We start from the raw sequence: 23,631 nt of genomic DNA, 5'->3' as shown, positions 1-23,631 counted from the left end.
CCACGACCACACCATCGACCATCGGCGTCGTCATCCTCACCATGGGGGATCGGCCACAGGAACTACGGCGTGCCTTCGCCTCCCTGGAGTTCCAGCTGGGCGTCGACATCGACGTCGCCGTGGTCGGCAATGGCTGGGACCCGGCCAGCATGCCCGGCGGCCTGCCGGACGGATTCACGCCGGTCCACCTGGAGGAGAACCTCGGCATCCCGGCCGGACGCAACGCAGGGGTGCCACACGTCCGCGGCGAGTTCATTCTCTTCCTGGACGACGATTCCTGGCTGCCGGATGCCGACTTCCTGTCCGAGGCCGTCGCCCGGTTCCGCAAGTACCCGGACATGGGGATGCTGATGCCGCGCATCGCCGACCCCGAGGACCTCGAGTCCCCACGGCGCTGGATCCCGCGGTTGAAGAAGCGCACTGCCCGGGACTCGAGCAACATCTTCCACGTGGGGGAGACCTGCCTGCTGCTGCCCCGGGAGATATTCGAGGCCACCCGCGGGTGGGCCGGGGGATTCTGGTATGCGCACGAGGGCATCGAGCTGGCGTGGCGGGTCTGGGATACCGGCCATCGGGTCTGGTATGCGGGGGATCTGCGGGTCTGTCACCCGGTCGTCGATCCGCGCCGCCACGGTGAGTTCTACCGGCTCAACGCCCGGAACCGTGTGTGGCTGGCCCGCCGGAACCTGCGCTGGCCCTTCAGCTGGGCCTACGTCGGATCCTGGACGCTGATCAACATCATCCGGCTTCGCAGGGACCGCAATGGCCTGCGCCAGCACCTGGCCGGGCTGGTCTCGGGCTACCGGACCTCGCCCTGGTACCAGCAACCGCGTCCGAAGCTCAGCTGGCGCACCCATCTGCGGATGACGTTGGCGGGCCGGCCGCCCGTCATCTGACCTGCCGTCCCGCGGGAACACGGCCCGAACGGTGGGTGAACGCCGATCGCTTCTCGTCTACAGTAATGGTGGACCCTGCACCCGACGACAGGTTGGAACATGACCAAAACCGTACTCACCTACGGGACCTTCGACCTTTTCCACATTGGGCATCTGAACATCCTGAAGCGGCTGAAGGAAAAAGGCGACCACCTGATAGTCGGTGTCTCCACCGACGGGTTCAACGCCATCAAGGGCAAGAAGCCGATCGTCCCCTTCGACCAGCGGATCGAGATCGTCCGGTCCATCCGGTATGTCGACGAGGCCATCCCGGAAGACAACTGGGAACAGAAGCGCCTGGACATCGACAAGTACGAGGTGGACGTCTTCGGAATCGGTGATGACTGGCGCGGGAAATTCGATGACCTCGAGGACCGGGTCGAGGTCGTCTACCTGCCGCGCACCAGCGGCATTTCGACCACGGAGATGAAACGCATCCTCAGCGCCTTCGACGAACGCCATGTCGCGGAACTGAAGAAGACCTTGGACAGCCTCAGTCAGATCGTCAAAGAGCTCAGTTGATTGACACGTCGAGACACGTTCACGTCTCCCAAATCGATACACAAATGGGCTTCCGTGCACACCGCCGGAAGAACGACTACAGGAGTAGCCATGGAACCCAATAAGACGTCACGCCTGGCCCGGAGGATCCGGCGAAATGTGTCGGGCGTCTTGGCGAATCGTTCGAGCTCCACAGGTGAACCCGCCATGGAGGGCTCGTCAGATTCCCGGCAGGGGTGGACTGAACTGAGTGTCGACGAAACAGTGCAGTCCTTGCCGGAGCGTCAGTTCTTCATGGTCGTGTTCACGGTCGGAGCTACGTTCGGCGGTATGACTGCGATGTGTCTCAAACGCGCAGAACTCTTCTCCAGGGAGGGTAGAACCTCGACCGTTTTGACTTTCGATGCCTTCGCCGATTATCCGCTACGTGTCAAGGAGCTGCGCGCAAACGCGCAGCTCGCGCCGAAGGTCCACTTCAAGAACATCTTCCAGGAACTGTCGGAAACAGTCCTGGGCGGGGCCATCGAGTCGGACGGCCAGCGCGTCGATGCCACGCCTGGCAAATTGGCCTCACAGGATGGCGGTCCCCAAGTAGAAAAACGTCACGACGGCAGTATTTTCCGGGAGCGGTACGCTCTGGCGGCTGACGCCGAAACGGACGCTCTTCGAATCTACTATCGACCAGATGGCACCATCTTCCTGATCGACCGCGTCACCGACGAGTCGGGCAGCCGCGCAATTGAGGTAGTTAGGCCAGACGGCAGCGTACACCGGGCATTCCAGGGTCCCGGAGCGTTCTACCGATGGTGGATCGACCTTCTCGTGGCCGATGAACCCTCTGCCGTCATGGTCGATAGCGCATTCGCCGCCCGCTTCATCGCTCCATGGAACCAAGGTGAGCATCTCAAGGTCGCCCTTGTGCACGTCAACCACGTCAAGGAGGGCTCCAATCCGATGACCGGCGTCGTTGGCGCCGTCCGGAATGCCACGTTCAAGAGTGCGCCCGACTGGGACGCAGTCGTGTTCCTGACAGACCGCCAGAAAAGTGATTTTTCCCGTCGGTTTGGTGAACGAAGCAACGTATACCGGGTCCCGAACCCCCGGCAGCGGGTCACGGAGCTGCCGGCATTCAAGCATCGGAATAGGATGCGCGGCGTGTCGGTGACGCGACTGGAGAAGGTCAAGAACGTCGATCAGACGATTGCGATCATGAAGGCGGTGCGTGAACAGGTTCCTGAGGCGTTCGTGGATGTATATGGCACTGGTAGCCAAGAAAAAGCGTTGCAGCTCTTGGCAGAACGAGCGGGCATGTCCGAAGGGGTCCGTTTCCGAGGGCACATTACCAATGCCGCCGATGAGTTCTCCTCCGCGGGCTACTGCGTCTTTCCCAGCCACTACGAGGGACTTCCCCTGGCCATGATGGAAAGCTTGGGACGGGGTTGCCCCGTGGTCTCCTACGACATCGACTATGGGCCTTCAGACCTGTTAGAGGACGGAACGAACGGCTTCCTGGTGCCCAGGGATGACGTGCATGCCGCCGCAGAGAGGATTGTCCGGCTGATCCGCGACGCCGAACTCCAGGAACGTATGTCAAAGCGGGCTTGGGAGCGGGCAGAAATGTTCGGCGAGGAGGCCGTTGTCGCACAATGGGCACGGGTACTCAACGATGCCACCGAGCGAAGGGCCTACAACATCCGCGTTCAGGAATCTTCGCTTGCAGTTGAAAGCATCGCCTTCGACACGCAGATGAACTTCACGGTTAAGGGCAGATTGACTTTGAAAGTCACTGGAAACTCCGCCGTCGCTCCCGCCATCCGCGTGGTCTTGAGGTCACGGGCAAGTGGGGAGATTGTCGCGGAATCCGCCGTGGCGAGTCAGGACGCGGGCGGCGGCTCCTTCGACGTCAATGCTACGGTCAGGCTGCCAGCCGAGACCTTGGATATCCTGGATAGCTCTATCGAGTGGTCTTGGGAGAATGCTGCGAATATTCACCGGATTAGCGTTCCTGCGGGTCGCGGAAAACATTTCCCCTACGCGACGGCCCACGGAAATGTCAGCTTCAAGGGCGGCTAGCGGGATCGGCCCCCCGTAGCCTGTCTCGGTGGCACCGCCATATCGCGAGTTGGTGAGGCGCATGGTTCCCCCGCGGAATGGCCCGCAGCTATATTGGGGGGCCCGGACCCGATAGGCGCCGGGCATAAGCGTATATAAGATATGCACGCAGGCTTGATGGCCGAACGTCCCGACGTTGCAAAGTCGATAGCCGTCGTTGCGACTAGCGTCTGCGAAGTCGAGGTAGTTCAGAAATTTAAGTGCATCGCTATGGCTTCCACTGAAAGCAATTCTGCGCCAAGGGCTGTGTCAAATCTGAACCGCCTACGCAATCTTCAGCCGTTCAATCATTCGCGACCCCTGTAACCATCCGTTGGCTCGTTGGTAATCTACGGATAGTCCGGGATGCCATAGGTCAATGAGCTCTGAATTTCGCCTCTGCGCCACAATCCCGGGCCTGTCGCTGGAACGACGGTCCAGAGTTACCTGACCAGCGGTGCAATGAACACTTGTGCGCTCTGATTCCCCAGCAGTTTTGCCTGCTCGGCGCGGAACTCGTCATGCTGTCCCACCGATTGGACCGGCCTATCTACCCTCGATCGCCCGTCTGTGAATCTCCCGGTAGTCGCCACATAAGTCACGGTCGTGTTGGCATCGGCAAGGACACGCCTGCCGCCCCGCCCGGCAGTGCCCCCCCGAAGCGGATCACCAGGCCATTCTGGGCCGGGTGTAGACAAGTGCGGTCAGCCTCGCGCCTTCAATGTCGCACGGATCATTATCCTTGCCCGCCGAGACTGAGCATGAGCTCAACTGCACGCTTCGTCGCCTGCCCGTCGGCGCCCGGATTGTACCGGTCGACGAAACCTTCGATTTCCCGCATAGTCGCTTGTGGATCGTCAAGAAGCACACGGACTGCGTCCAGGAAGCCAGCCTCCGTGGTTTCCACGGGGCCAGGCACCGATTCCTCGTAATCGAGGTAGAAACCGCGCAAGTTGTCCCTGTAGAGATCGAGATCGTAGGCGAAGAAGACCATCGGACGTTTCAATATGCTGAAATCAAAGAAGACAGACGAGTAGTCCGTGACAAGCAAATCCGATGCCAAGTACAGGTCCTGGATGTCCGGGTAGGCAGAAGCGTCGATCACGAACTCTCGGAGGTGCTCCGGAATGTCGATTTTTCCGGCAACCAACGAATGCATCCGGAGAATCAATATGACATCCGGTCCGACTGCGTCGTGGAATCGTTCGAGAGAGAAGGGCAGCTCGAAGCCAAACCGACCACCGCCGACCGACTGGTCGTCGCGGAAAGTCGGTGCGTAAAGGACCGTGCGCTTCGTTTCCGGTATGCCCAGCTCCCGCCGGACCTCCTCGGCCCGCGAAAAACGGCCCGGCCCGACGAGAACGTCGTTGCGCGGGTAGCCAAGCTCGACGGATGGACCCGCATAGTGGTAGGCGCTGCGGATGGCTCTCGTCGCATAGGGGCTTGGCGATAACAGAACCGACCATTGGGCAGCCGCGGTGGTCACTCGATCGAGGTAGCCCGCGTCGCGTCCGTGGATTTCCTCGATGTCCGCAGCCATCTTCTTCAACGGTGTTCCATGCCACGTCTGCATATAGACGCGGTCTGGACCGCGCTTCAGATAGTGCGGCAAGTTCTGATTGCTGACCCAGTATTTGGCCCGACCGAAGTACCAGAAGTACTCGGGCGAGTATCGCTTGACAACCTTCGTCCGGGGGTCAGGCATCACCGCGCGGCCGCGCACCGACCAGATGCGGAGCCTAGGATCGTCCCGGCGTACCAGTTCGTCATAGATGGCCTTGGGACTGTCGTTGACCTGGCGTCCCAGGCCACTTTCAAAAACGACTACCTGAGGATCCGGCGGCAGAAGGGACAGAGCCTTATACAGTGCCCGCATCAATGGATGATATTGCTTGCTCCGACGGAATACCTTGAACAGCAGCCCGCGTAGTTCAGCCAGCCCTCCGGTGCGATTGGGGAAGCGAGGACGGTCGACAGCCTCCACAGCGGCGAAAATCCGTTCGCAATTGAGGGTGTCCCGGTGCGCGATGTAGCGGTCGGCCTTGGCCTTGTCGATCTCGGCCATCTGCATCCCGTGCGCCACGACGGTGGCAATTTCGCTGATCAGTTCGGACGCAGTCAATTTAGACGGCCCCGGGAGCTCAGCGTCCATGTCCATATGCGGCTGGGTGCGTTGGAACATGCGTGCCCGGTCGAATTGGAAGAATAGAACCGGTTTGTGTAGGAAAGAAAAGTCCCACGCAACACTTGAGTAGTCCGTGATCAGGAGGCCACTTTCCTTGAGGAGTTGTTGGACGTCGCGTTCACCTTGGACGATAGTGCGGACCGGTGCGCCGTCGAAGTAGTGGGCATAGGCTTGCATGTTCGGGTGGAGGTTGAAAACCACGTCGAGGTCCTTTTCCTCGATCAGTGTTCTGAAGTCAGGGCTCTCCAAAAGCTCGAGCCATGACCGGAGGTAAGTTGACGCCGCGAATTGCCGGTCCGTATGCAGCCAATCCCGCCAGGTGGGCATGATCAGTACCTGCCGGGGCTTGAGCGGGGTATCCGGCGCAAAGAGCGTGTCGAAGCGAGAGAGCCCGGTGACTGCCACCTCCCTGGGGTCGTAACCGAGATCCTGGACGATGAATTGTTTTTCGCGCTCGGAGCTGACGATGAACAGATCTGTCGTGAACGATGCAGACATCTTGCCGTATGTCGAGGCCATCCACTTCATGGCGATGACACCATGCTGCAGGAAGATATTGCTGGCCCGCACCCGGCCCTCAAAGCCCGGCGCGCGCGTAGGGTACAAGTACGAAGAGTGGTGGGAACCGATGAACCGCTCGGCATGGATGGCAAGCTTGATGTGTTCGGCGGACCTAAAATCCACGATGTGGTCCAGGCCGGAGAGGTTTGAAGCTTCCGGGGACTTTGGGTCCACGACGTAATACGCGTCAATTTCCCGATGGTGCTGGCGCAGGTATCGGAAGAATGCCAAACCGGTGTCTTGGGCTTTCTGCGGCTGTTCTCCCACGATCCATACTCTCCGGTCCGCGGCTGCCGGCAAGAAGCCCGAGAGGGGTTTACGCAGGATGGACACCAGCTGGTCAAAGGCGGGCGTCTCGAACCTTTCCAAACGAAACGATGTGTTCTTCGCTTTCATGGTGTAGTAGGGGATGATCAATGTGGACTCTGAAGTTCCCCGCTGACCTCCCCAGTTCGTGCGTTTTCGGGTGAGGTACGGGGTGCGGCCTACCCGTGCGACGTGAGGTTCATCGAGGGCCGATCGGGTGACGGATTCGATCCACGCGTCGAGGATCACGTCCGTGGGGAGAGGAGACGAGACCAGCGATCCAAATGACATCCGCAGCGTGAAACCATAACGCGCATGCCCAAAATGGTCACGTTCCCATTCGTGATCGCGCTGAATTTCCAGAGGGGACAGCCACCGGTTGGGCAGGCCACGCGCAGTCAACAGAAGGTTTGAGGCCTCCAACCGAGTATGGCGCGTGTAGATCTCACCTCTTAGGGCCAGGATGCCTTCGTTCATACGCAATTTGGATACAACGATCCGCTGGTAGTCAGCGAGCGTTGCGTTCAAACGCATTCCCAGGACTCCGCGACGGTTGACGTACGGCGTGACCTTCGATGGTCCGATGGCAATTTCTTCCAGAGGACCGAGATATGTCTCCGCAAAACGTCCTAAGGTCACCCGATAGATGGCCACGTCCAAGCTCTCCACATCGTCCGGGCGTCCGTTGACGAAGAGGGCACCGCCCATGAGGGAACTACCCGGCGAAGCCACTTCCAAGTAGAGCGTGGCGCGGGCGGAGAACGTGCCGTCGAGAACAGAAGCAGACCAGTCGGCCTCTTCTTCCTCAATGGTGGTTGCAGCGTCCGACGTCTCCGACGGTAAAGGCTCGGCACTCCCAGGATATGGCAGCCCCTGTACGGCATCGGCAACGTGGACAGGAACAGTTGACAGGTCAACTTGGATGTCGAAGACCGTCGAGCCGACGTTCTCCGTCGTACGTCGTCCGATGACTGCGTCGAGATTGACCCATTGCTCCTGGACCTTCAACCAGACGGTGCGCAGAGTGACGTCCTCGCGTAGCTCGACACGTGCATTGAGCCTCTCACCTCGCTGCTCAACGTCGAGTCGGCGCCTGGGACGTGGAGAGGGCAGCGATTGAGCGCGAAAACGGCGCTTCTGCCGTTTGATGAATGCGGAAGCCCTTGGAAGGTAATTCATGAAAAGCTCTCTCTATATGGCACGAGGAGTTCGATGGTCAACGGGCGGGATCAGGCCCCTGGCACTGGTACGAACCACTTGTCGCCCGGGACCGTAGAGCCCCGCCAGTTGTGGAGCTTCGGGTTGTCCATGGACTCCAATGCCGGCTCGAAGTTCCACGAACCATCAAGTTCGTCATACGCGTCTCCGGCGATGGAGGCGATGGCTTCTTCGAAGTTCATCCCGTAGGTACCTACGAGAGCAGTAGCCTTGGACGCTATTTGCTTTTGCCTGTAGGCCTCCGGATCGACCACCATGACGGTGGCGTCGAGGGGAGTGAAGTCGAAAATCTGAGATTGCGAAGCCTGGAAATTCAATCGTAAGGCTGCTTCATGATTCGCCTTCTGTCGGTTGGCCACCCGCCGCAGCATGTCGAATCCACTGGTTCGGCCGTGTTTGCGGTTCGGACGGGCAGCGAGGCCATGGACCTGGCCAACGGAGGCGGCGAGCTCCGAGAGGTCGCCGGAGATCCGGGATGAAGCCGGAAGGTAGATGGCGACCCGAGCGGAGGGCAGCAGGCCAGGCAGAGTGACCAAGGCCATGGCCTGACGTTTACCGGGTGTGAATTTGATTCCACCCACCTCCACGTCGAGCTTGGAGGATTGGACGAAGTAGATCTCAATCTCGGCGAATGCGCGCTTGATGTCCTTGATAGTCCCGCGGTCGAGGTCCGGGGCCACGATCCACCAACGACTCGGCGCCGTGCTCAGGGCCAAAGCGGACGCGATGAGTTCAGGCAACAACCGTTCCTCTCCGCTGCGACAGTCAACAATGACGTCAATGAGCTCCGTCGCGCCTGCGGACAGGGGAGAGGGAGTCACCGACGCACGAAGGTTTGTTTCAAGGTCTGCAAGGTTCCTCTCCTCGATGAGCGGAAGTGGCCCTGCGGCTTCCAAGCGGGCTTGGGCTGCAGCGACGTCCGGAGCACACAGGTGCTGCCAAGTCGCGTAAATCGTCTCCTCGTCGGCGCCGGCCGCAATGAGCGTGATGATCGGTTCCAGCTTTTCAAGTATTCCGTTCCGCATCTGGTCGAAGGCGGCATCCGGGAGGTCGTACAAGCCTCCAAAGCGATTGTCGGAGGGATTTTTAGGGAGAAACGTGACTCGGGAGCCGACGGATCGCGCTGGCAGATAGCTGTGAAGGCGCGATGTGACTACTTTGTCGTAGGTACTGTTGTAGGTCTCCACCCAGTTTCTCGCCTGCTCTAGGTTTTCCACGAGACTCATATCGCGAACACCCTGGACCTCTTGTTTCCTGGAATCTCCGTCGCCTGTCTTGGGCGAATCGACAAAAATGCGTGCATTTCGCGTATCTGGTCCGGGACGGTTGAACACGGTGTCGACGGTGGTGGTCAGACATCCCGAGAAGAAGCTAGGGACGCCCGCCGAAGTGAGGAGCGCGACCGTCTGCCAGTCGCGGCAGCCCACCGGAGCGTAACGACGGAGGTATTCGATGGCCTCGTCCGTCAACATCTCGGGATATCGGATGAAGACGGAGATCGGGATGGGGCGGAGCTGCGGATTGAGTGGGATGTTGTAGCCGAGGCCGAAGCTATCATGCATGAACCAGCCGAAGAGTAGTGCCCACGTAGGGTCGGGCAGATCCTGAAGTGGGTTTGCATCCCGCTGGAGCTCAAATAGGTTGAGCGAGCCCGTGGTTCCTGTGACTTCCCGCTCGGGCTTGACGGTCCTCTTAATGCTTCCGACGAAGTCGACGAGGTCCTGGTCGCCAGTGAAGTTGATGCCGGTGTGACGCACAAGGTGCCCCAGCGAGGCGATGGTTTGGATGTAGTCCCCAATGTTCCGGGTGGCGTTATCGGGCTGTTGGTATCCCAACACCCCAAAATTCACTGTTCCGGGCGTTGTCATCGGCCGTTTGCGCATCTCGCCGCCGGGAAGCCACGTTTCAAGTCGCTTGAGCTCCTTACGGTAGTAGGGGCTACCAGACGGCCCAATCCTTTCCATGCCCGCGTCCATGAGAACCCTTGCCAAGTCCGACTGCCCGGTGTGCATGGCCTTTTGGGCCGTTCGGAGTAGTGCTCGCACACTCCAGTCATCGTGCCTTCGGGCCGCAATATCCTCCCTGAGGATGCTGCCAGCGTCGCCACCAAGGCAGTCGAATGCCGCTGCATAGAATTCCTGGGCTGCTCCGGCGCACTCTTCGCGCCCTGCTACGGTCTGGAAGCGTTCCCACGCGCTCTTTGACGTCCCTGTTTTGAGGAAGCACATGGCCAGAACGATGTCCCCTACAACGGCAGTCTGGTCACGAGCCTGTAACGAGTGGCCCAAGGCCAATGCTTCCCGTGTTCTTCCGAGTCCGAGCATTTCCCGTGCGGTGTCGGTCGCGGCCTCGGGCAACGAGACACCCTGCATGATCCGCTTGGCCAGGTTCGCTTCTACCGACGCCGCGATGGCTGCCTCCACCAGTTGCGGTAGTGGCGAGTCGGGCGCACCCAAAAGCAGTCGAGATACCTCCCGTAATTCGAGGGGACTTCGATCCGTGCCTTGCGAGCCCCCAGGCGCCACAATTCCCGGGGTCTTTCCGGATACCGCAGGGCGTGCACCCGCGGCGCGTTCGACGAGCGGCAGGACGCCGCGGGCCGCGCGTCTGATCAATTTTTTCGTCGCCACTTTGGTAAAGGAGGTGCGGTTGGAAGGCTTGGCGGGGTCGGTAGGCATGTGATGGTGTCCTATCAATTAGGGGATCGGATGTGATTTTACCGGAGCAGCGATCGGCGCGCTGTCCGTGAAGCCCTATCTGTCCAAAGCGGCGCGGACCACGGGCTCCAGGGCCGGAGTCAACGACTCAGCATAGGTTTCGGTGAGATGGGACTCGTCAAAATACACAATGACCCCGCCCACGACGGGGCTACATCGGTCTGGCTCGCAAATGGCGTTGTTCAACGATTCACGCCTGATGTTTCCGTGGAACTCCCCAGCTGCAGCGTAGAGGGGATCCTGGGGCTCCCAGTCGGTGCGCTTTCCCGAGCAATCCTCAGCCCGTCCATCGGCTTGTGCCAGGCAATCCGGGACAGCCCCCAGCGTTGCACCGGGGAAAGGCGTGTCATGGAGCACTAGGACGTTAGTGCCTGCTTCATCCCAAGCCCGTAGGTAGCTCTCATAACCATTTTTCCAGGCATCGTAAGAGTTCTTGGCGGTATGTCCCTGTACTGGAAGGACATTTCGTTCGGTCGTGATCACGAGGTCGTATTTGTCCCCAGAGGTAGCCTCAAGTACGTCTTTTCCCCAGGCGTTGCAGGCTTGAGCCGTCTTCGGGCTGCCGTAGGCAAGTTCCGCGTCCGTCGCGGTGCAGGTCGAGGCAAAGTACGTCGTGATCTCCCAACCGTTGCGTTTCGCCACATCGATCAGCGGAGCAAGCCACTGTCCGGCGTGTGAATTTCCTACCAGCGCTACCTTGGTCTTGCCCGACCCGTAAGTGCAGGTCTTCATCTTGTAGGGGCTTTTGATGAGGCAGCCATCGTCGTACAGGACGGGTTTGTCCTCAGCGGCGGCAGCAGGGGACATCAGGGCGGGAACATCGCGCTGATCCGCGCACTGGTCGGCATCAAGTAAGGCGTTGGCACCGAAACACGGTCCACCCTTGAGTGTTGCCACCCGTTGTTCCTGCTTCTGATCCGAATGTTGGACCGCCATGATCTGTCCGCTCGCCCCCACGGCAACGATGGCCATCCCCGCAGCGGCGGTGAGGAGTGCCCTTCGCGTGGGACGAGGACCCCGTGGCTGCCTGAAGCGATCTTCAATGAGTAATTTCGAGCCTGCGGCAAGGACGATGGTGACTAAACCGATGGCGACATTGACCCAGAACGTTCGATCTCCGAGTACCTGCTCGGCGAACACGATGAGTGGCCAGTGCCAGAGATAGATCGCATACGAGATGCCTCCAATCCATTGGATGGGTGGCCACGCGAGGAAATGCCCCGGTGCCCCAGAACCCTGCGCATGGGACCAGATGACCAAAGCCGTGCCAGCGACCGGTAACGTCGCTGCAACCCCCGGATACGGCATGGAAGAGTTCAAGAAGAGGCCTGCGGACGCGACCAAGGCAATGCCGGCCCAGGCGAGCATGGAAGAGAACAACGGGCTGACGACCCTTTTGGACAGGGGGATCAGGGTGGCTACGGCGCCTCCCGCCGCTAGTTCCCAAATGCGGGTGTGGGTCACGAAATAGGCGCTCTCTGGGCTCGACGTCGTCAGTAAGACTCCCGTAATGAAGCTCAGCACGCACACTGCCAACACGGGCACCCTGATGCTCGACCGGTTCCAGGATTTGGTGATACGGAATAGCACGAGAATGAGTATCGGCCAGAGAAGATAGAACTGCTCTTCAACCGAGAGCGACCAATAGTGCTGCACAGGCGATGCTGCGCCCTGGGCGGCCAGGTAATCTACAGAATCGGCCGCGAATTTCCAGTTGGAAACGTAGAAGGCGGCTGCGATGACGTCTGCAGCAGTCGATTTCCACTGCGTCTGCGCCCCAATCAACCACGATGCCAGAAGAACAACTCCCAAGACCGTCAGAGCCGCGGGTAGAAGTCGACGTACACGCCTGGCCCAAAAGTCCGCAAGATCCCGCGCGCTACGTGGTGGCCGGGCGATCAAGTGCGAGGTGATCAGGTAGCCCGAAATCACGAAGAAGACATCGACACCGACAAATCCGCCGCTAAAGGCATGGGGCCACAAGTGGTAGATCACCACCATGCCAACGGCAATTGCCCGCAGACCCTCGATGTCCGCCCGGAATTTTCGCCGTGTAGCGGTCGGAGGCTGCGTCATGTGTTCTCCTTCATCTTCGTGCCCACGGCATCTTCGACGCTGTCTCCCCAGTAACAGCGTGGCCCGACATGCACGGCACATCATCTTTAGTACTCGATTTACGTTTCCTACCGGCGCCATCCCCGCGCGCGGTCTCTTTCCAATTTCGTCGATGTGAACGGCGAAGTCAGGGCTTTTGCGATGCTGGCCAATCTGCCTGGGCTGTCCGGACCGCGTTGATACTCGCAGAGATGAACATATCCGTTGCGGAATCACCTGTGGGCCCAAAGACGTATTCACGGTACTTGAGCTGGCGTTCAGTGGGTCCCGAACGCGCCATCAACTTCAATTGATCGACGATATCGCTTGGCAGATGCCCAGCCCAAACGGGCACGGACTCTTCCAAAAGATCAGTGGCTTCGTCTCCTGTCGATGGATTGCTGTCGGCGGGACGAGCACTTGCGCGGCATACGACGGTAGGAATGCCTAGACCTATCGAATCCATGGTCATCGCCGAGATGTCGCCCACGAAGACATCTGCCTCTGCAAAGGAGTCGTACGTGCTCGGGCTCGTGTCAACCACTGCACGATCGTAACCGGAACTGCGCATGAGGGACCGAATTTCATTGTGCGCGTCGGCGTAGGATTTCGAGTTCTGGCCCGTTTTCGGATGGGGGCGGTAGACAACGCGAACGGTAGGGTCCGCCAAGAGCGTGCGGATCAACTCTCCACCGATGGATGCCACCGAACCATACGCCATTTCGGGGCTGTCACCTTCCCACGTGGGGCCATACATGACGGTGCAGCGCGAACTCAGATTCTTCGGCATACGCCGAATCCCGTCCAACTGCGGTCGGCCGACACGGACGAGGTGTGAGGGATCGAATCTCGGGATGTTCGCCATGATTCGGTCGACTGCGGCGTCGCCTGCGACGAACACAAAGTCGTAGGCCTTCAGCTGATTGGACACCATTGAGATCTTGCCGCTCTCCCCGTGGCTTAGATGGATGTGAGCAGGCCCATTGATCCGGAGGACGGTGAAATTGGCTTGGTTGTTATTCACGTAGAACACTGCGCGGATCCGATGCGAGCGGATCGCCTGCTCTACGGCAGAAGAAGTCTTCGCCAACACGATGGTGAGTCGCGTACGCGCGGACAGGAGCTGGGCCACATGCGGGTCCTTGACGATAAGGAGGACCGGGGACACATCATTCGCCAGCCTCTCCAACGCAGGTAACCACTGACCAATTTGATAGAGACCGTGAAGGGTGTCAGCGAAATAGGCGGCGAACGACGCTTCATCGACGCGCGGGCGATTCCTGAGGGCCTGCATGGCTGGACGAGTTCGAAGCAGGGAGTCGACGTGCTGGATCAAACGGTTATGAGCGCGGCGTATCGTGGTAGCAATGGCCATGGGCCAACCCTAGCGCCTCCGGAATATGTGCCTGTGCAGGGGTTGGTAGGCTGGAATCCAAGCTATTGCCGGGATCACTGACCGGCCCACAGCCCACTAGACCGGCTGGGCGTGGCCATTTGAAGAGGAATCGGGAGCAAATGGTGCGACTGCGGGGAATGCTCGGTCAGGTGGTGCCACCTGGGCTTCTCCTCCAGGGGATGGCTGCCCTGCGCCGCAGAGGTCTGCCGACGGATCTCTGGACGCTTGACGGCGTCCGTCGGCGGCAAGTCGAGCTTGCCTCTGCAGTCCTTTCGAGTCTTCCGTGCACCTATCGCAGGGTTTGGAGCCGTGGAGAGTGGTGGCACGTCGTGGACGACGATGTCTTCGGGGCCGCCCGTCAAGCATTGACCCAGAACACTAGCCGCGACTTTGAACTGCTGTCGGTGCGACCATCCATGGAGTCCCCCTCGGCAACCGGAACGTGGCGATTGTTTGATCGACGGGATATTCGCCCGTCCAGCCCCTATACCCGTGCCCTAGGTGCGCCAATCATCTTCAACCCTGCCGGGGCACCACGCAATGGCCGAGACCTTCTGGCTGTCGATTTCCCTATCGATGTCGTCTACACGTGGGTCGACGGGTCGGATCCGGAATGGCGCCGGCGGCGCCACGAGGCGTCACTTGCATGGGGTGCGGAGCGGCTGGCAACTGCCAACGATGAAGGCCGGTTCGCGTCGAATGACGAACTAAGGTTTTCGTTACGTTCACTGGAGGCCTTTGCGCCGTGGGTAAACCACGTCTACCTCGTGACTGCGGGCCAGGTACCGGCATGGCTGAATCCCGACGCGCCAGGTCTCACCGTCATCGATCATCGGCAGATCTTCGACGATCCTGAAGCGTTGCCCACCTTTAACTCTCATGCCATCGAGTCCAACCTGCATCGAGTTCCCGGGGTGGAAGAACACTTCATCTACGCCAACGATGATGTGTTCTTCGGGCGCCCAGTGGACCCGGAGGACTTCTATGTTTCCAACGGGGCTGCCCGTTTCTTCCCTAGCAGGAAGCCGTGGGAGGCAGGTGATGGAGCGTTGCCAGTCGATCGCGCCGCACAGAACAACAGCAAGGCACTCGAGCTAGTGTTCGGGCAAGCCGGGCATTTCAAAATGAAGCACACGCCGCATCCACAGGTTGTTTCGACTTTGAGGGCCATCGAAGCAGAATTTCCTGACCAGGTGCGACTCACGGCGGCTGCTAGATTCCGCAGCAGTTCGGATCTTTCAATCCCCTCGGCGTTGGCCCACTATTTCGGGCTCAAGTGGGGTCGTGCGGTCCCGTCGGACATCGACTACCAGTATGTTGACTGTGGGCGCGAAGATGTACGGCTGCAACTAGCGAGACTGATCTCGAGAAAACCAGTCCAGGTGTTTTGCCTCAATGAGGTCGTGAGGGGACGGGGATCACAGGTCATCACCGACGTCGCCAGACGGAGATTCCTTGAGTCCTATTTCCCACTCTCCTCGAGTTATGAACAAACAGGAACGGGTAGGACGGCCGGATTCACGGGATGACGGCCGACTCCAAGGTGCCGCGTTTGAATGCGGCGGCGTTGGCGGGCTATGATGTAACGTCGGTCTTTGTTCTACAGGAGTACTCATTAGCGATAAGCGTTCAGATCTTCCATCGTCACACGGAATAGATCGCAGCTCGCCGTTGGTCTTTTCGGCCAAGGAATTCGGGGGCCCCCCCGGTTCCATGAAGACTCTTGAACGGACCGTGCCCGCTCCACGTGAAATGGGGGCGGCACTGATCGGAATCGAAGAGGGATCGAATATAGATCTGGATCTTCGATTCGAGGCCGTACACGAGGGAATCTTGGTTTCCGGCACGGCATTCTCGGAAGTTTCCGGGGAATGTGGCCGGTGCCTGGAGCCCATCGCGTACGACCTCGAGTCCGACATACAGGAGCTGTTCTTCTTCGAGGGTAATGAATTGCCCGAGGATGAGGACACCGACCAGCACCAGATCATCGATGACTATATCGACCTGGAGCCGGTGCTCCGGAACGCAGTGGTGACCGCGCTGCCGTTCCAACCGGTGTGCCGGGAGGACTGCGAAGGCCTTTGCGCTGAATGCGGTATCCGCCTTGCGGACGAACCTGGTCACCACCATGAGATCCTAGATCCCCGCTGGGCAGCCCTGACCGGGCTGACCGGCACCGCCGCAGACCATGCGGCATCGAGTACAGATTCAGTCGAGAGAGAAGAGAGTTAGCCGTGGCTGTTCCCAAGCGGAAGATGTCCCGCTCGAATACCCGCGCCCGTCGGTCCCAGTGGAAGGCAACTGCGCCCAACCTGGTCAAGACCGTTGAGAACGGCCGCGTGACCTACAGCCTGCCGCACCAGGCAAAGGTCGTGACCGACTCCGCCGGCACCGAGCTGTTCCTTGAATACAAGGGGCGCAAGGTAGCAGACGCCTAACAACGTCTGATGCCTTCAACAGAAGAGCTTTTGAAGCGTCTCGGGGTCTCCATTGACCCCGAGACGCTTCGTCTTGCGCTCACTCATCGCTCATATGCCTACGAGCATGGCGGCCTACCCACCAACGAACGTCTCGAATTCCTCGGCGATTCGGTACTCGGTTATGCCGTCACGGACCACCTGTACCGCACCTATCCGGATCTTCCGGAAGGCGACTTGGCCAAACGACGCTCGGCTGTTGTCAGCACCCGGGCGTTGGCCGGCATCGCACGAAGCCTGGAAGTAGGCCAGTACATTCTTCTGGGCCAAGGTGAACGGCTCACCCGGGGCGCCGACAAGTCATCCATCCTGGCCGACACCATGGAGGCCCTTATCGGTGCCACGTTCCTCAGCGAAGGCCCCGACACGGCCCAGGACCTGGTCATGCGTCTGGTTGGCCCCCTGCTGGTGGATGTCGACAACCTTGGTGCGGGAACCGACTGGAAAACCGCGATCCAGGAGATTGCCGCTTCCCGCAAGCTCGGAGCCATTGAATACGTGATCACCGGCACCGGACCGGATCACGCCCGCGTCTTCGAGGCAACGTTGAATATCGGCAAGACCTCCTACGGTACCGGCACCGGTCCGTCGAAGAAGGAAGCCGAGCAGGAAGCTGCCGCCGTATCCTACCGCCTCTTGGTTCCCCCCGCTCCGGTGGACGATCCCGGAATGCAGGCTGCCCGCTAGCGCATGCCCGAACTTCCCGAAGTCGAGGTGGTCCGTCGCGGACTCGAATCCTGGGTCTCCGCACGGGGCATCGACGGCGCTCGCGTCCACGACCCGCGATCGGTCCGCCGCCACCCCGGTGGGCCGGACGACTTCGCTGTCACCGTCACCGGGACAACCATCACCGAAGCCGTGCGCCGCGGAAAGTTCCTCTGGATGCCCCTCGAGGGGCTCCCAAGCAGCACGGCGCTGGTGGCACACCTCGGGATGAGCGGCCAGCTGCTCGTGGAGGAGCCCGACGCGGCGCCGGAAAAGCACCTCAAGGTCACCCTCGAATTGGGAGAGAGCCCGGGAAAACCCGGTGAACTGCGCTTCATCGACCAACGGATATTCGGCGGCCTGTTTCTTTCCCCTCTGATCCCCACCGTTGACGGTGCCCCGGGCGGACACGGGTCGGCACGCCCGAGCATCCCGCAAGCCGCGGCTCACATTGCCCGAGATGTGCTGGATCCAGCGTTCGACGTCGAGCTCTTCCATGGGAGGCTCCGGGCGCGACGCACCAGCATCAAGCGGGCGATCCTCGACCAGAACCTGGTGTCTGGCGTCGGGAACATCTACGCCGATGAGGCGTTGTGGCAGGCGCGAATGCACTATGCGCGTCCCACGGATACGATGCGCCGAACCGATACCGATCGCCTTTTGGACGCCTTGCGGTCCATCATGAACCGTGCACTGGAGGCCGGCGGCACGAGTTTCGACCAGCTCTACGTCAATGTCAACGGCGCATCCGGCTATTTTTCACGGTCTCTAAATGCCTACGGCCGAAACGGAGAGCCCTGCCGTCGGTGTGGGGACGCGGCCGTGGCCTCGTTGATCCGTCGCGACCCGTTCATGGGACGATCGTCGTATACGTGCCCGACCTGTCAGCGGGTGCCCAGGAACGCCCGGTTCTAGCTTCCGAATTCCGACAGGACGGCATCACTAAATAGCGTCCACGCCTCCACGGCCCATGGACCGAAGTCGCGGTCCGTCAAGGCCACGCATGCCAGACCGGAAGTGGGGTCGACCCAGAGGAACGTGCCGGATTGCCCGAAGTGCCCGAAGGTCTGCGGCGAATTGCCGTTTCCGGTCCAGTGTGGATCCTTGGTGTCGCGCACTTCGAACCCCAGGCCCCAGTCGTTGGGCTTTTGGCGGCCGTACCCGGGTAAGACACCATCCAGACCGGGGAATTGGACAGTGGTGGCCCGCGTCATCGTGGTGGAGGACACCAAGGTGGGGCGATGGAGTTCGGCGGCGAACCGACTGAGGTCCTCCACCGTCGAGGTGGCATCCGCGGCCGGCGAGCCGTGCAAACCGGTGGATTCCATGCCCAGTGGTTGCAGGACCGCTTCCGAGAGGTAGTCGGCAAAGGCGATGCCCGTCTCCTGCTGGAGCGTCTGGCCGAGTACGTCGAAGCCGGTGTTGGAGTAGATCCGACGGGTCCCAGGAGCGGCGCGGACGACGTCGGAGGAAAAGTCGTAGCCGCTGGCGTGGGCCAACAGGTGCCGAACCGTCGAACCTTCCGGCCCGGCGGGCAGGTCCAGTGCGAGTGCTTCTTCCTCCAGGGCGACGAGCAGGGCATAGGCCGACAGCAATTTGGTGACCGAGGCCAAGGGAAAGACCCGATGGGTATCGCCACGACTGGCTACTGTCGCCCCCGAGGAGTCAAGGACGGCCGCAGCGGCATGGGGCACTGGCCATGAGTCGATCTGTTCCAGGGAAGCCATCACGGCCTTTCTAAGCGGGGTCGGCGCGGTTCAGGGTGGGAGCCGAGCCGCCGTAGTGTGCGGCGAGCCGGACGAGGCCTTCGTCGATGGACACGGTCGGCGCCCACTGGAGGACTTCCCGGGTGGTGCGCTGGTCGAACCAGTGGGCCGTCGAGAGCTGTTCGGCCAGGAACCTGGTCATGGGCGGCTCGTCGCTGACCCACCCCCTGCGCAGTGCAGCCACCCAGGCCCGCTCAAGGACCGAACCGGCGGCCCGGGCCACCGGACCCGGGACACTGAACCCGGGGGCGGGGACGCCCCCGGCAGCGCAGATGCCGGCGATCAGTTCGCCGACCGGGCGTGGCTCCCCATTGGTGACGACCAGGGGGCGCCCGTGGGTCGAACCGATCCGTTCTAGGGCCTGGACGATCGCCGCGGCAGCATTGTCCACGTAGGTCGTGTCGATCAGGGCAGTTCCGCCGTCGAGCAGGGGCAGCCGGCCGGTGCGGGCCCGGTCGATGACGCGTTCGACCAGCTGGGTATCCCCGGGGCCCCACACGACATGCGGCCGCACGACGGCGACCCGGAAATCCGGCGCGTCGGCGGCAAGTGCCAGCACTTCGGCGGCCGCCTTGGAGCGGGCATAGTTGCCCCGCGCAGCCGTGGGGTCGGCGGGGCCGGCACCCTCGCCGACGATGGACGAGCCGAGGTGGGCGACCGACGGTGAGGAAACGAAGACGAAGTCCGGCACATCTGCTGCGCGGGCGGCCTCGAGCAGATGGCGGGTACCGTCGATGTTGGTCGCGACGAACTCCTCCCACTCGCCGGTGAAGGAGACCTTCGCGGCGAGGTGCACGACGGCGTCAACGCCGTCAACCGCGCGGGCCACTGCGGCCCGGTCCGTGACTGAGCCGCGCACCAATTCGGTCCCGGGGAGCGTTCCGGCACCGCGGTGGAACGTCCGGACGCGGTAGCCGCGGGCGAACAGGTCGGCGGCGACCGCACGCCCGAGCATGCCACTGGCCCCCGTGACGAGAACGAGGCCGCCCTGGCGTGGGCCGGTCACGGTCGGCCGCTTTTCCGGCCTGACAGGAGCGTGCCGGCCCAGGCGGAGAGTGCGCTGCGATCGATCTTCGAGTTGTGCCGGATGTCCGTGGGCATGTCCGGGATGGTGAGGACCGCCGAGACCTGGATGCCGGTCCGCTCGAGCACGGTGCTGCGTACGTTCTGGGTGGTCGCCGCGTCCAGGAGGCCGGCACGGCGGGACTTCGGGTCGGTTTCGACGATCACGACGACGGCCTGTGTCCCCGCAGGGCCGACGCCGACGACGGCGGCACGCCGGATCCCGGCCACGGTCTCCGCGGCCAGTTCGGCGGCCACCGGGGTGCGGACGCCGAGGGGCGTGGTGATGAGGTGTCCGAGTCGCCCCTGGACCCAGAGGCGCCCGTCGGCATCGAGATGGCCGACGTCGCCGGTGTGGTGCCATCCTGGATGGACCGCGCTGGCTTGCTCGGTGATCCACAACCGGTCGTAGCGGTCTTTCACGTGCGGGGCGCCGACGACGATTTCGCCCAGGACGTCCGGCGTCTCGCCCAGGGTATCCGTGACGGATCCATCCGCGGCGAGCGGGGCGATCCTGACCTGGGCCCCCGCCACGGGGGTGCCGACGCAGACGCCGTCACCGTTCCCGGCCGCGAGGATGCCCTCGAGGCTGATGTCGGTGACGGGAAGTGCCTCGGTCATGCCGTACGGCGTGTGGACCTTTGCCCGTGGTGCCAGCTGCTGGACCCGCTGCAGCAGCCGGGCACCCAACGGTGCACCGGCGGAGAGCAGCAGGTCCACCCGTTCCAGCGCTGCCCGCTGCACGGCGTCCATGCCAGCGGTGGTGGCCAGGACATTGACCAGGGCGGCCGGCGAAGCGAAGACGATCGTGGCGTCGATGGCAGCGGCAGCGTCGGCCAAGGCGGACGCGGTCAGCGTCCGGGGCGAGGTGACATCCATGTCCGGAGTCACCGAGACGGCCCCCAGGGCGGGCCCGAGGAGGGCGAAGGGAGCGAATCCGGCCACCAGTGCGTCGCCGGGCTTGAGGCCGTAGGTGGCCTGCAGGGTGTCGCGCATCGCGGCCAGTTGGCGGTGAGTGTAGACGACGCCCTTGGCCGGTCCCGTGGAGCCGGAGGTGAAGAGCACCGCGGCATCGGCATCCGGATCGGCTGTCTCGAAAGCGGCACCATCTTCGGCCATGGCCGACGACCCTCTGCGCTCGAGGTCGGGGATCGTGGTGGTGACACCGAGCAGGCGGCGTTTGGCGGGGGAGAGGTCACCGACGGCAAGGCGTTCGCCGGGCCAGTTGAGGGCGCGGGCACCGACGAGGGCGCGTTCAATGCCGATCAGGTAGCCGGGCCCCGCCCCGCGGATGGCCCGCCCGAGGCCGCGAGTCCCCAGTCCGGCGTCGGCGACGACGATGACCGCGCCCAGTCGCAGGCAGGCGTAGATCAGGGCGGTGAGCTCGGAACTCGGGGGGACCAGCAGGTTGACCCGGTCCCCGCGCCGCACGCCGAGCTTGGCGAGGCCGTGCGCGATGGCGTCGACCCGTCGGGCGAGCGAGGCCCACGAGACGGACCGGGAGAGGCGGGTGGATCCGGCGGCCGGCAGCATGTCGACCACGGCATCGGTCTGGTCGTCGCGGCGTGCGTCGAGTTCGGAGAGCATGCTGCGGAATTCCGTACCGGACATACCCGCGGAGGCGTCTCCGTCGTCCGCTGCCGTGGGGCCCTGGCTGGATGTGGGGAGAGCTCCGGCCAGCCATTCCAGAAGCGGGGTCGCGATGTCGCGGTCCTCGGGGAGCAGGTGCCCGGCACCCTCGAAGCGGTGCACGTCGGCGTGCGGCAGTCGGTCCATCAGGTCGCGCAGGTAGCGGTCGGAGAAGATGGGGTCGCGGGGTCCCCACATCATCAGGGCGGGCACCGACAGCGTCCGGAGATCCGTCGAGATGGACTCCAACGCGGGCCAGCTGGGGTGTCCCGGCTGGGCGGGGATGTCGGCCACGAAATTGGCCACACCGGCCCGCTCGGCGACCGTGGCGTACGGCTCCATGTACGCCGCCTTCACGTCGGCGGACAGCTGCGGATGCGCCAACGCGTGGGTCACCTTCAGGAAGGCGGGGGTGGTCTGGGTGCCCCAGCGGTGCACCGCGGGGTGCAGGGCCAGGGAGAGGGCCGGCGGAGGCGAAAATCCGGCGGGGTGCACTGCGGTGTTGGTCAGGACGATGCCGGCGAGCAGGTCGGGGTGCCGGGTGGCCCAGCCGAGCGAGATGAGCCCGCCCCAGTCATGGCCCAGCGTCACGACAGGGCCTGTCAGGTCGAGGGCGCCGGTGAGGTCGCCCAGGTCGGTGACCCGGTCCTCCAGGCGCCGGAAGGTACCGGTTCGGTCGGAGAAGCCCATGTCGAGCTGGTCGACGGCGATCACGCGCCACGGGGTCTCTGCCACCGTGGCCGCCTCGACGACGCTGCGCCAGAGGTAGGACCAGGTGGGGTTGCCGTGGACGGCGAGGATGGTCCCGACGGGGGAACGTCCCTGGGCTTCAAGGGTCGGGCCGTTGTCCAGGACGTGCCACCGGTGGGTGGTGTCCGGTCGATCGCAGCCTGCAGTGGAGGGGACGGTGGGGTATCGGGAGAATCCGGGGCGGACCCCGGGCCAGCTCCGACCTACCACGCCAGCTCCAGCATCGCCGTGTTCAGGCCGGAACCAACGCCCATGCACAGCACCCGGTCACCCGGGTTCAGGGAGTTGGCTTCCTGGGCGAGGGTCATCGGCAGCGAGGCCGGGCCGACGTTGCCCCATTTCGGGAAGGTGATCGGCACCCGGTCGCGGACCAGGTTGACGGCCTTGATGATGGCGTTGGTGTAGGAATTCGAGACCTGGTGGGTGACGTAGCGGTCCATCGATCCCCACTTCCAGCCGTCCTGGTGGGCCTCGTCCCAGGCATCGACCACGAGCTTCAGTCCGTGGTCCAGCAGGCCCTTGGTGTCGGTGTACATGCCCTGGGGGCCGCCGACACAGAGTTCATGGTGTTCGGTTCCGGCACGGGAGACGCCGCCGAGAATGCGGTGGGACCCGGGGTGTTCGTCGGCGCGCCCGATGACCGCGGCCGCGGCACCGGAGCCCAGAGTCAACGTGGCGAATTCGCGCAGGTAATCCTCACGCGTGGAATCCTCGCGGTTCAGCCGGTCGAAGGTCGGCTCCTGCGCGATCTGCGAGTCCTCACCGGCCACGATGAGCGCGTATTTGATCTGGCCGGAATCGATCATGTTCGCCGCCAGGGTCATCCCGTTGACGAATCCGAGGCAGGCGTTGGCCAGGTCGAAGTTCATGGCGGAGGACGGAAGTCCCAGGCCATTGTGGACCTTGACGGCCACGGAGGGTTCGAGGTTCTTGCGGGTGACCGACGTGTTGATGAGCAGGCCGATCTCGTGCGGTTCGATGCCCGATTCGGCCAGTGCCTTGGACCCGGCTTCGACGGCGGCATCGTCGAATCCGGTGCCTTCGGGCCACCAACGGCGTTCACTCACCCCTGCGACACGCTCGAGGAGCCGCTTGGACAGGCGCAGACGCTTCAGGCTGGGTTCGAGGCGCTTGTCGAATTCGCTTGACGTGACGACAACGGGTGCCTCCACACTGGTGACGGCGAGAATCGCCGAGTTGGTGTGTCGAAACGTTGCATTGCCGCTCAATATCCAGCC

The 23,631-nt window shown here is 62.4% G+C and carries 16 protein-coding genes; 8 read left to right on the top strand and 8 right to left on the bottom strand.

Annotation, left to right across the window (positions count from 1 at the left end):
- Positions 1–41 precede the first annotated feature (41 nt).
- The 3 genes from AC1MEQ_RS02620 to AC1MEQ_RS02610 all read left to right on the top strand — a co-directional run bounded on the left by AC1MEQ_RS02620 (position 42) and on the right by AC1MEQ_RS02610 (position 3,509).
- On the top strand, positions 42–896 hold the full coding sequence (locus AC1MEQ_RS02620) for a glycosyltransferase family 2 protein (RefSeq protein ID WP_479796022.1): 855 nt from the start codon (positions 42–44) through the stop codon (positions 894–896).
- 99 nt (positions 897–995) lie between these two features.
- Positions 996–1,457 carry an FAD synthase family protein gene (locus AC1MEQ_RS02615; protein WP_479793695.1) on the top strand — a complete coding sequence of 154 codons (462 nt, stop codon included), beginning with the start codon at positions 996–998 and terminating at the stop codon, positions 1,455–1,457.
- Positions 1,458–1,547: 90 nt separating this feature from the next.
- Positions 1,548–3,509, top strand: coding sequence for a glycosyltransferase (locus tag AC1MEQ_RS02610; RefSeq protein ID WP_479793693.1), 1,962 nt, complete (start codon positions 1,548–1,550; stop codon positions 3,507–3,509).
- Positions 3,510–4,263: 754 nt separating this feature from the next.
- On the opposite strand, the gene AC1MEQ_RS02605 is transcribed toward AC1MEQ_RS02610, so the two are convergent.
- The 4 genes from AC1MEQ_RS02605 to AC1MEQ_RS02590 form a co-directional block, all read right to left on the bottom strand.
- Positions 4,264–7,758 carry a CDP-glycerol glycerophosphotransferase family protein gene (locus AC1MEQ_RS02605; RefSeq protein ID WP_479793691.1) on the bottom strand — a complete coding sequence of 1,165 codons (3,495 nt, stop codon included), beginning with the start codon at positions 7,756–7,758 and terminating at the stop codon, positions 4,264–4,266.
- 50 nt (positions 7,759–7,808) lie between these two features.
- Positions 7,809–10,475, bottom strand: coding sequence for a glycosyltransferase family protein (locus AC1MEQ_RS02600; protein ID WP_479793689.1), 2,667 nt, complete (start codon positions 10,473–10,475; stop codon positions 7,809–7,811).
- A gap of 75 nt (positions 10,476–10,550) precedes the next feature.
- On the bottom strand, positions 10,551–12,590 hold the full coding sequence (locus AC1MEQ_RS02595; RefSeq protein WP_479793688.1) for an acyltransferase family protein: 2,040 nt from the start codon (positions 12,588–12,590) through the stop codon (positions 10,551–10,553).
- Between the two features lie 166 nt (positions 12,591–12,756).
- Entirely contained in the window at positions 12,757–13,983 is a 1,227-nt protein-coding gene (locus AC1MEQ_RS02590; protein ID WP_479793686.1) for a CDP-glycerol--glycerophosphate glycerophosphotransferase, read from the bottom strand.
- Between the two features lie 350 nt (positions 13,984–14,333).
- On the opposite strand from AC1MEQ_RS02590, the gene AC1MEQ_RS02585 reads away from it, so the two are divergent.
- The 5 genes from AC1MEQ_RS02585 (at position 14,334) to mutM (ending at position 18,101) form a co-directional block, all read left to right on the top strand.
- Positions 14,334–15,533: a stealth family protein gene (locus tag AC1MEQ_RS02585; protein WP_479793685.1), complete on the top strand. Its 1,200-nt coding sequence runs from the start codon at positions 14,334–14,336 to the stop codon at positions 15,531–15,533.
- 184 nt (positions 15,534–15,717) lie between these two features.
- Positions 15,718–16,236: a YceD family protein gene (locus AC1MEQ_RS02580; RefSeq protein ID WP_479793683.1), complete on the top strand. Its 519-nt coding sequence runs from the start codon at positions 15,718–15,720 to the stop codon at positions 16,234–16,236.
- A gap of 2 nt (positions 16,237–16,238) precedes the next feature.
- Positions 16,239–16,442, top strand: a complete 204-nt coding sequence (rpmF, locus tag AC1MEQ_RS02575) for a 50S ribosomal protein L32 (protein ID WP_343900611.1) — start codon at positions 16,239–16,241, stop codon at positions 16,440–16,442.
- A 9-nt stretch (positions 16,443–16,451) separates the two neighbouring features.
- Entirely contained in the window at positions 16,452–17,168 is a 717-nt protein-coding gene (rnc, locus tag AC1MEQ_RS02570; protein ID WP_479793682.1) for a ribonuclease III, read from the top strand.
- Positions 17,169–17,171: 3 nt separating this feature from the next.
- Positions 17,172–18,101 carry a bifunctional DNA-formamidopyrimidine glycosylase/DNA-(apurinic or apyrimidinic site) lyase gene (mutM, locus tag AC1MEQ_RS02565; RefSeq protein WP_479793680.1) on the top strand — a complete coding sequence of 310 codons (930 nt, stop codon included), beginning with the start codon at positions 17,172–17,174 and terminating at the stop codon, positions 18,099–18,101.
- Here the strand turns inward: mutM and AC1MEQ_RS02560 are convergent.
- Genes AC1MEQ_RS02560 through AC1MEQ_RS02545 form a run of 4 tightly spaced genes read right to left on the bottom strand, consistent with a single transcriptional unit; the run spans position 18,098 to position 23,622 of the window.
- Entirely contained in the window at positions 18,098–18,913 is an 816-nt protein-coding gene (locus AC1MEQ_RS02560) for a serine hydrolase domain-containing protein (RefSeq protein ID WP_479793678.1), read from the bottom strand. The two genes, mutM and AC1MEQ_RS02560, sit on opposite strands and share 4 nt — an antisense overlap.
- A 10-nt stretch (positions 18,914–18,923) precedes the next feature.
- The gene (locus AC1MEQ_RS02555) at positions 18,924–19,907 is read right to left on the bottom strand and encodes an NAD-dependent epimerase/dehydratase family protein (RefSeq protein ID WP_479796020.1); all 984 of its coding nucleotides are present in this window, start codon (positions 19,905–19,907) and stop codon (positions 18,924–18,926) included.
- 47 nt (positions 19,908–19,954) lie between these two features.
- Positions 19,955–22,603 (bottom strand): alpha/beta fold hydrolase, encoded by a 2,649-nt coding sequence (locus AC1MEQ_RS02550; RefSeq protein WP_479793676.1) that lies wholly within the window; start codon positions 22,601–22,603, stop codon positions 19,955–19,957.
- Complete coding sequence (locus tag AC1MEQ_RS02545; RefSeq protein WP_479793674.1) at positions 22,597–23,622, bottom strand: 3-oxoacyl-ACP synthase III; 1,026 nt, start codon at positions 23,620–23,622, stop codon at positions 22,597–22,599. Before AC1MEQ_RS02545 ends, AC1MEQ_RS02550 begins: the two co-directional genes overlap by 7 nt.
- Positions 23,623–23,631 lie beyond the last annotated feature (9 nt).

Source organism: Arthrobacter sp. ASL1, from assembly GCF_056680475.1.
Note: the sequence above shows the minus strand (reverse complement) of the source record. Positions and strands in the feature narration are given on the sequence as shown.

Coding starts and splice junctions, on each gene's coding strand:
- AC1MEQ_RS02590 (WP_479793686.1), bottom strand. CDS start 13,983: ATGGCCATTGCTACCACGATACGCCGCGCTCATAACCGTTTGATCCAG.
- AC1MEQ_RS02615 (WP_479793695.1), top strand. CDS start 996: ATGACCAAAACCGTACTCACCTACGGGACCTTCGACCTTTTCCACATT.
- AC1MEQ_RS02600 (WP_479793689.1), bottom strand. CDS start 10,475: ATGCCTACCGACCCCGCCAAGCCTTCCAACCGCACCTCCTTTACCAAA.
- mutM (WP_479793680.1), top strand. CDS start 17,172: ATGCCCGAACTTCCCGAAGTCGAGGTGGTCCGTCGCGGACTCGAATCC.
- AC1MEQ_RS02605 (WP_479793691.1), bottom strand. CDS start 7,758: ATGAATTACCTTCCAAGGGCTTCCGCATTCATCAAACGGCAGAAGCGC.
- AC1MEQ_RS02620 (WP_479796022.1), top strand. CDS start 42: ATGGGGGATCGGCCACAGGAACTACGGCGTGCCTTCGCCTCCCTGGAG.
- rnc (WP_479793682.1), top strand. CDS start 16,452: ATGCCTTCAACAGAAGAGCTTTTGAAGCGTCTCGGGGTCTCCATTGAC.
- AC1MEQ_RS02560 (WP_479793678.1), bottom strand. CDS start 18,913: ATGGCTTCCCTGGAACAGATCGACTCATGGCCAGTGCCCCATGCCGCT.
- AC1MEQ_RS02555 (WP_479796020.1), bottom strand. CDS start 19,907: ATGCTCGGGCGTGCGGTCGCCGCCGACCTGTTCGCCCGCGGCTACCGC.
- AC1MEQ_RS02580 (WP_479793683.1), top strand. CDS start 15,718: ATGAAGACTCTTGAACGGACCGTGCCCGCTCCACGTGAAATGGGGGCG.
- AC1MEQ_RS02610 (WP_479793693.1), top strand. CDS start 1,548: ATGGAACCCAATAAGACGTCACGCCTGGCCCGGAGGATCCGGCGAAAT.
- AC1MEQ_RS02595 (WP_479793688.1), bottom strand. CDS start 12,590: ATGACGCAGCCTCCGACCGCTACACGGCGAAAATTCCGGGCGGACATC.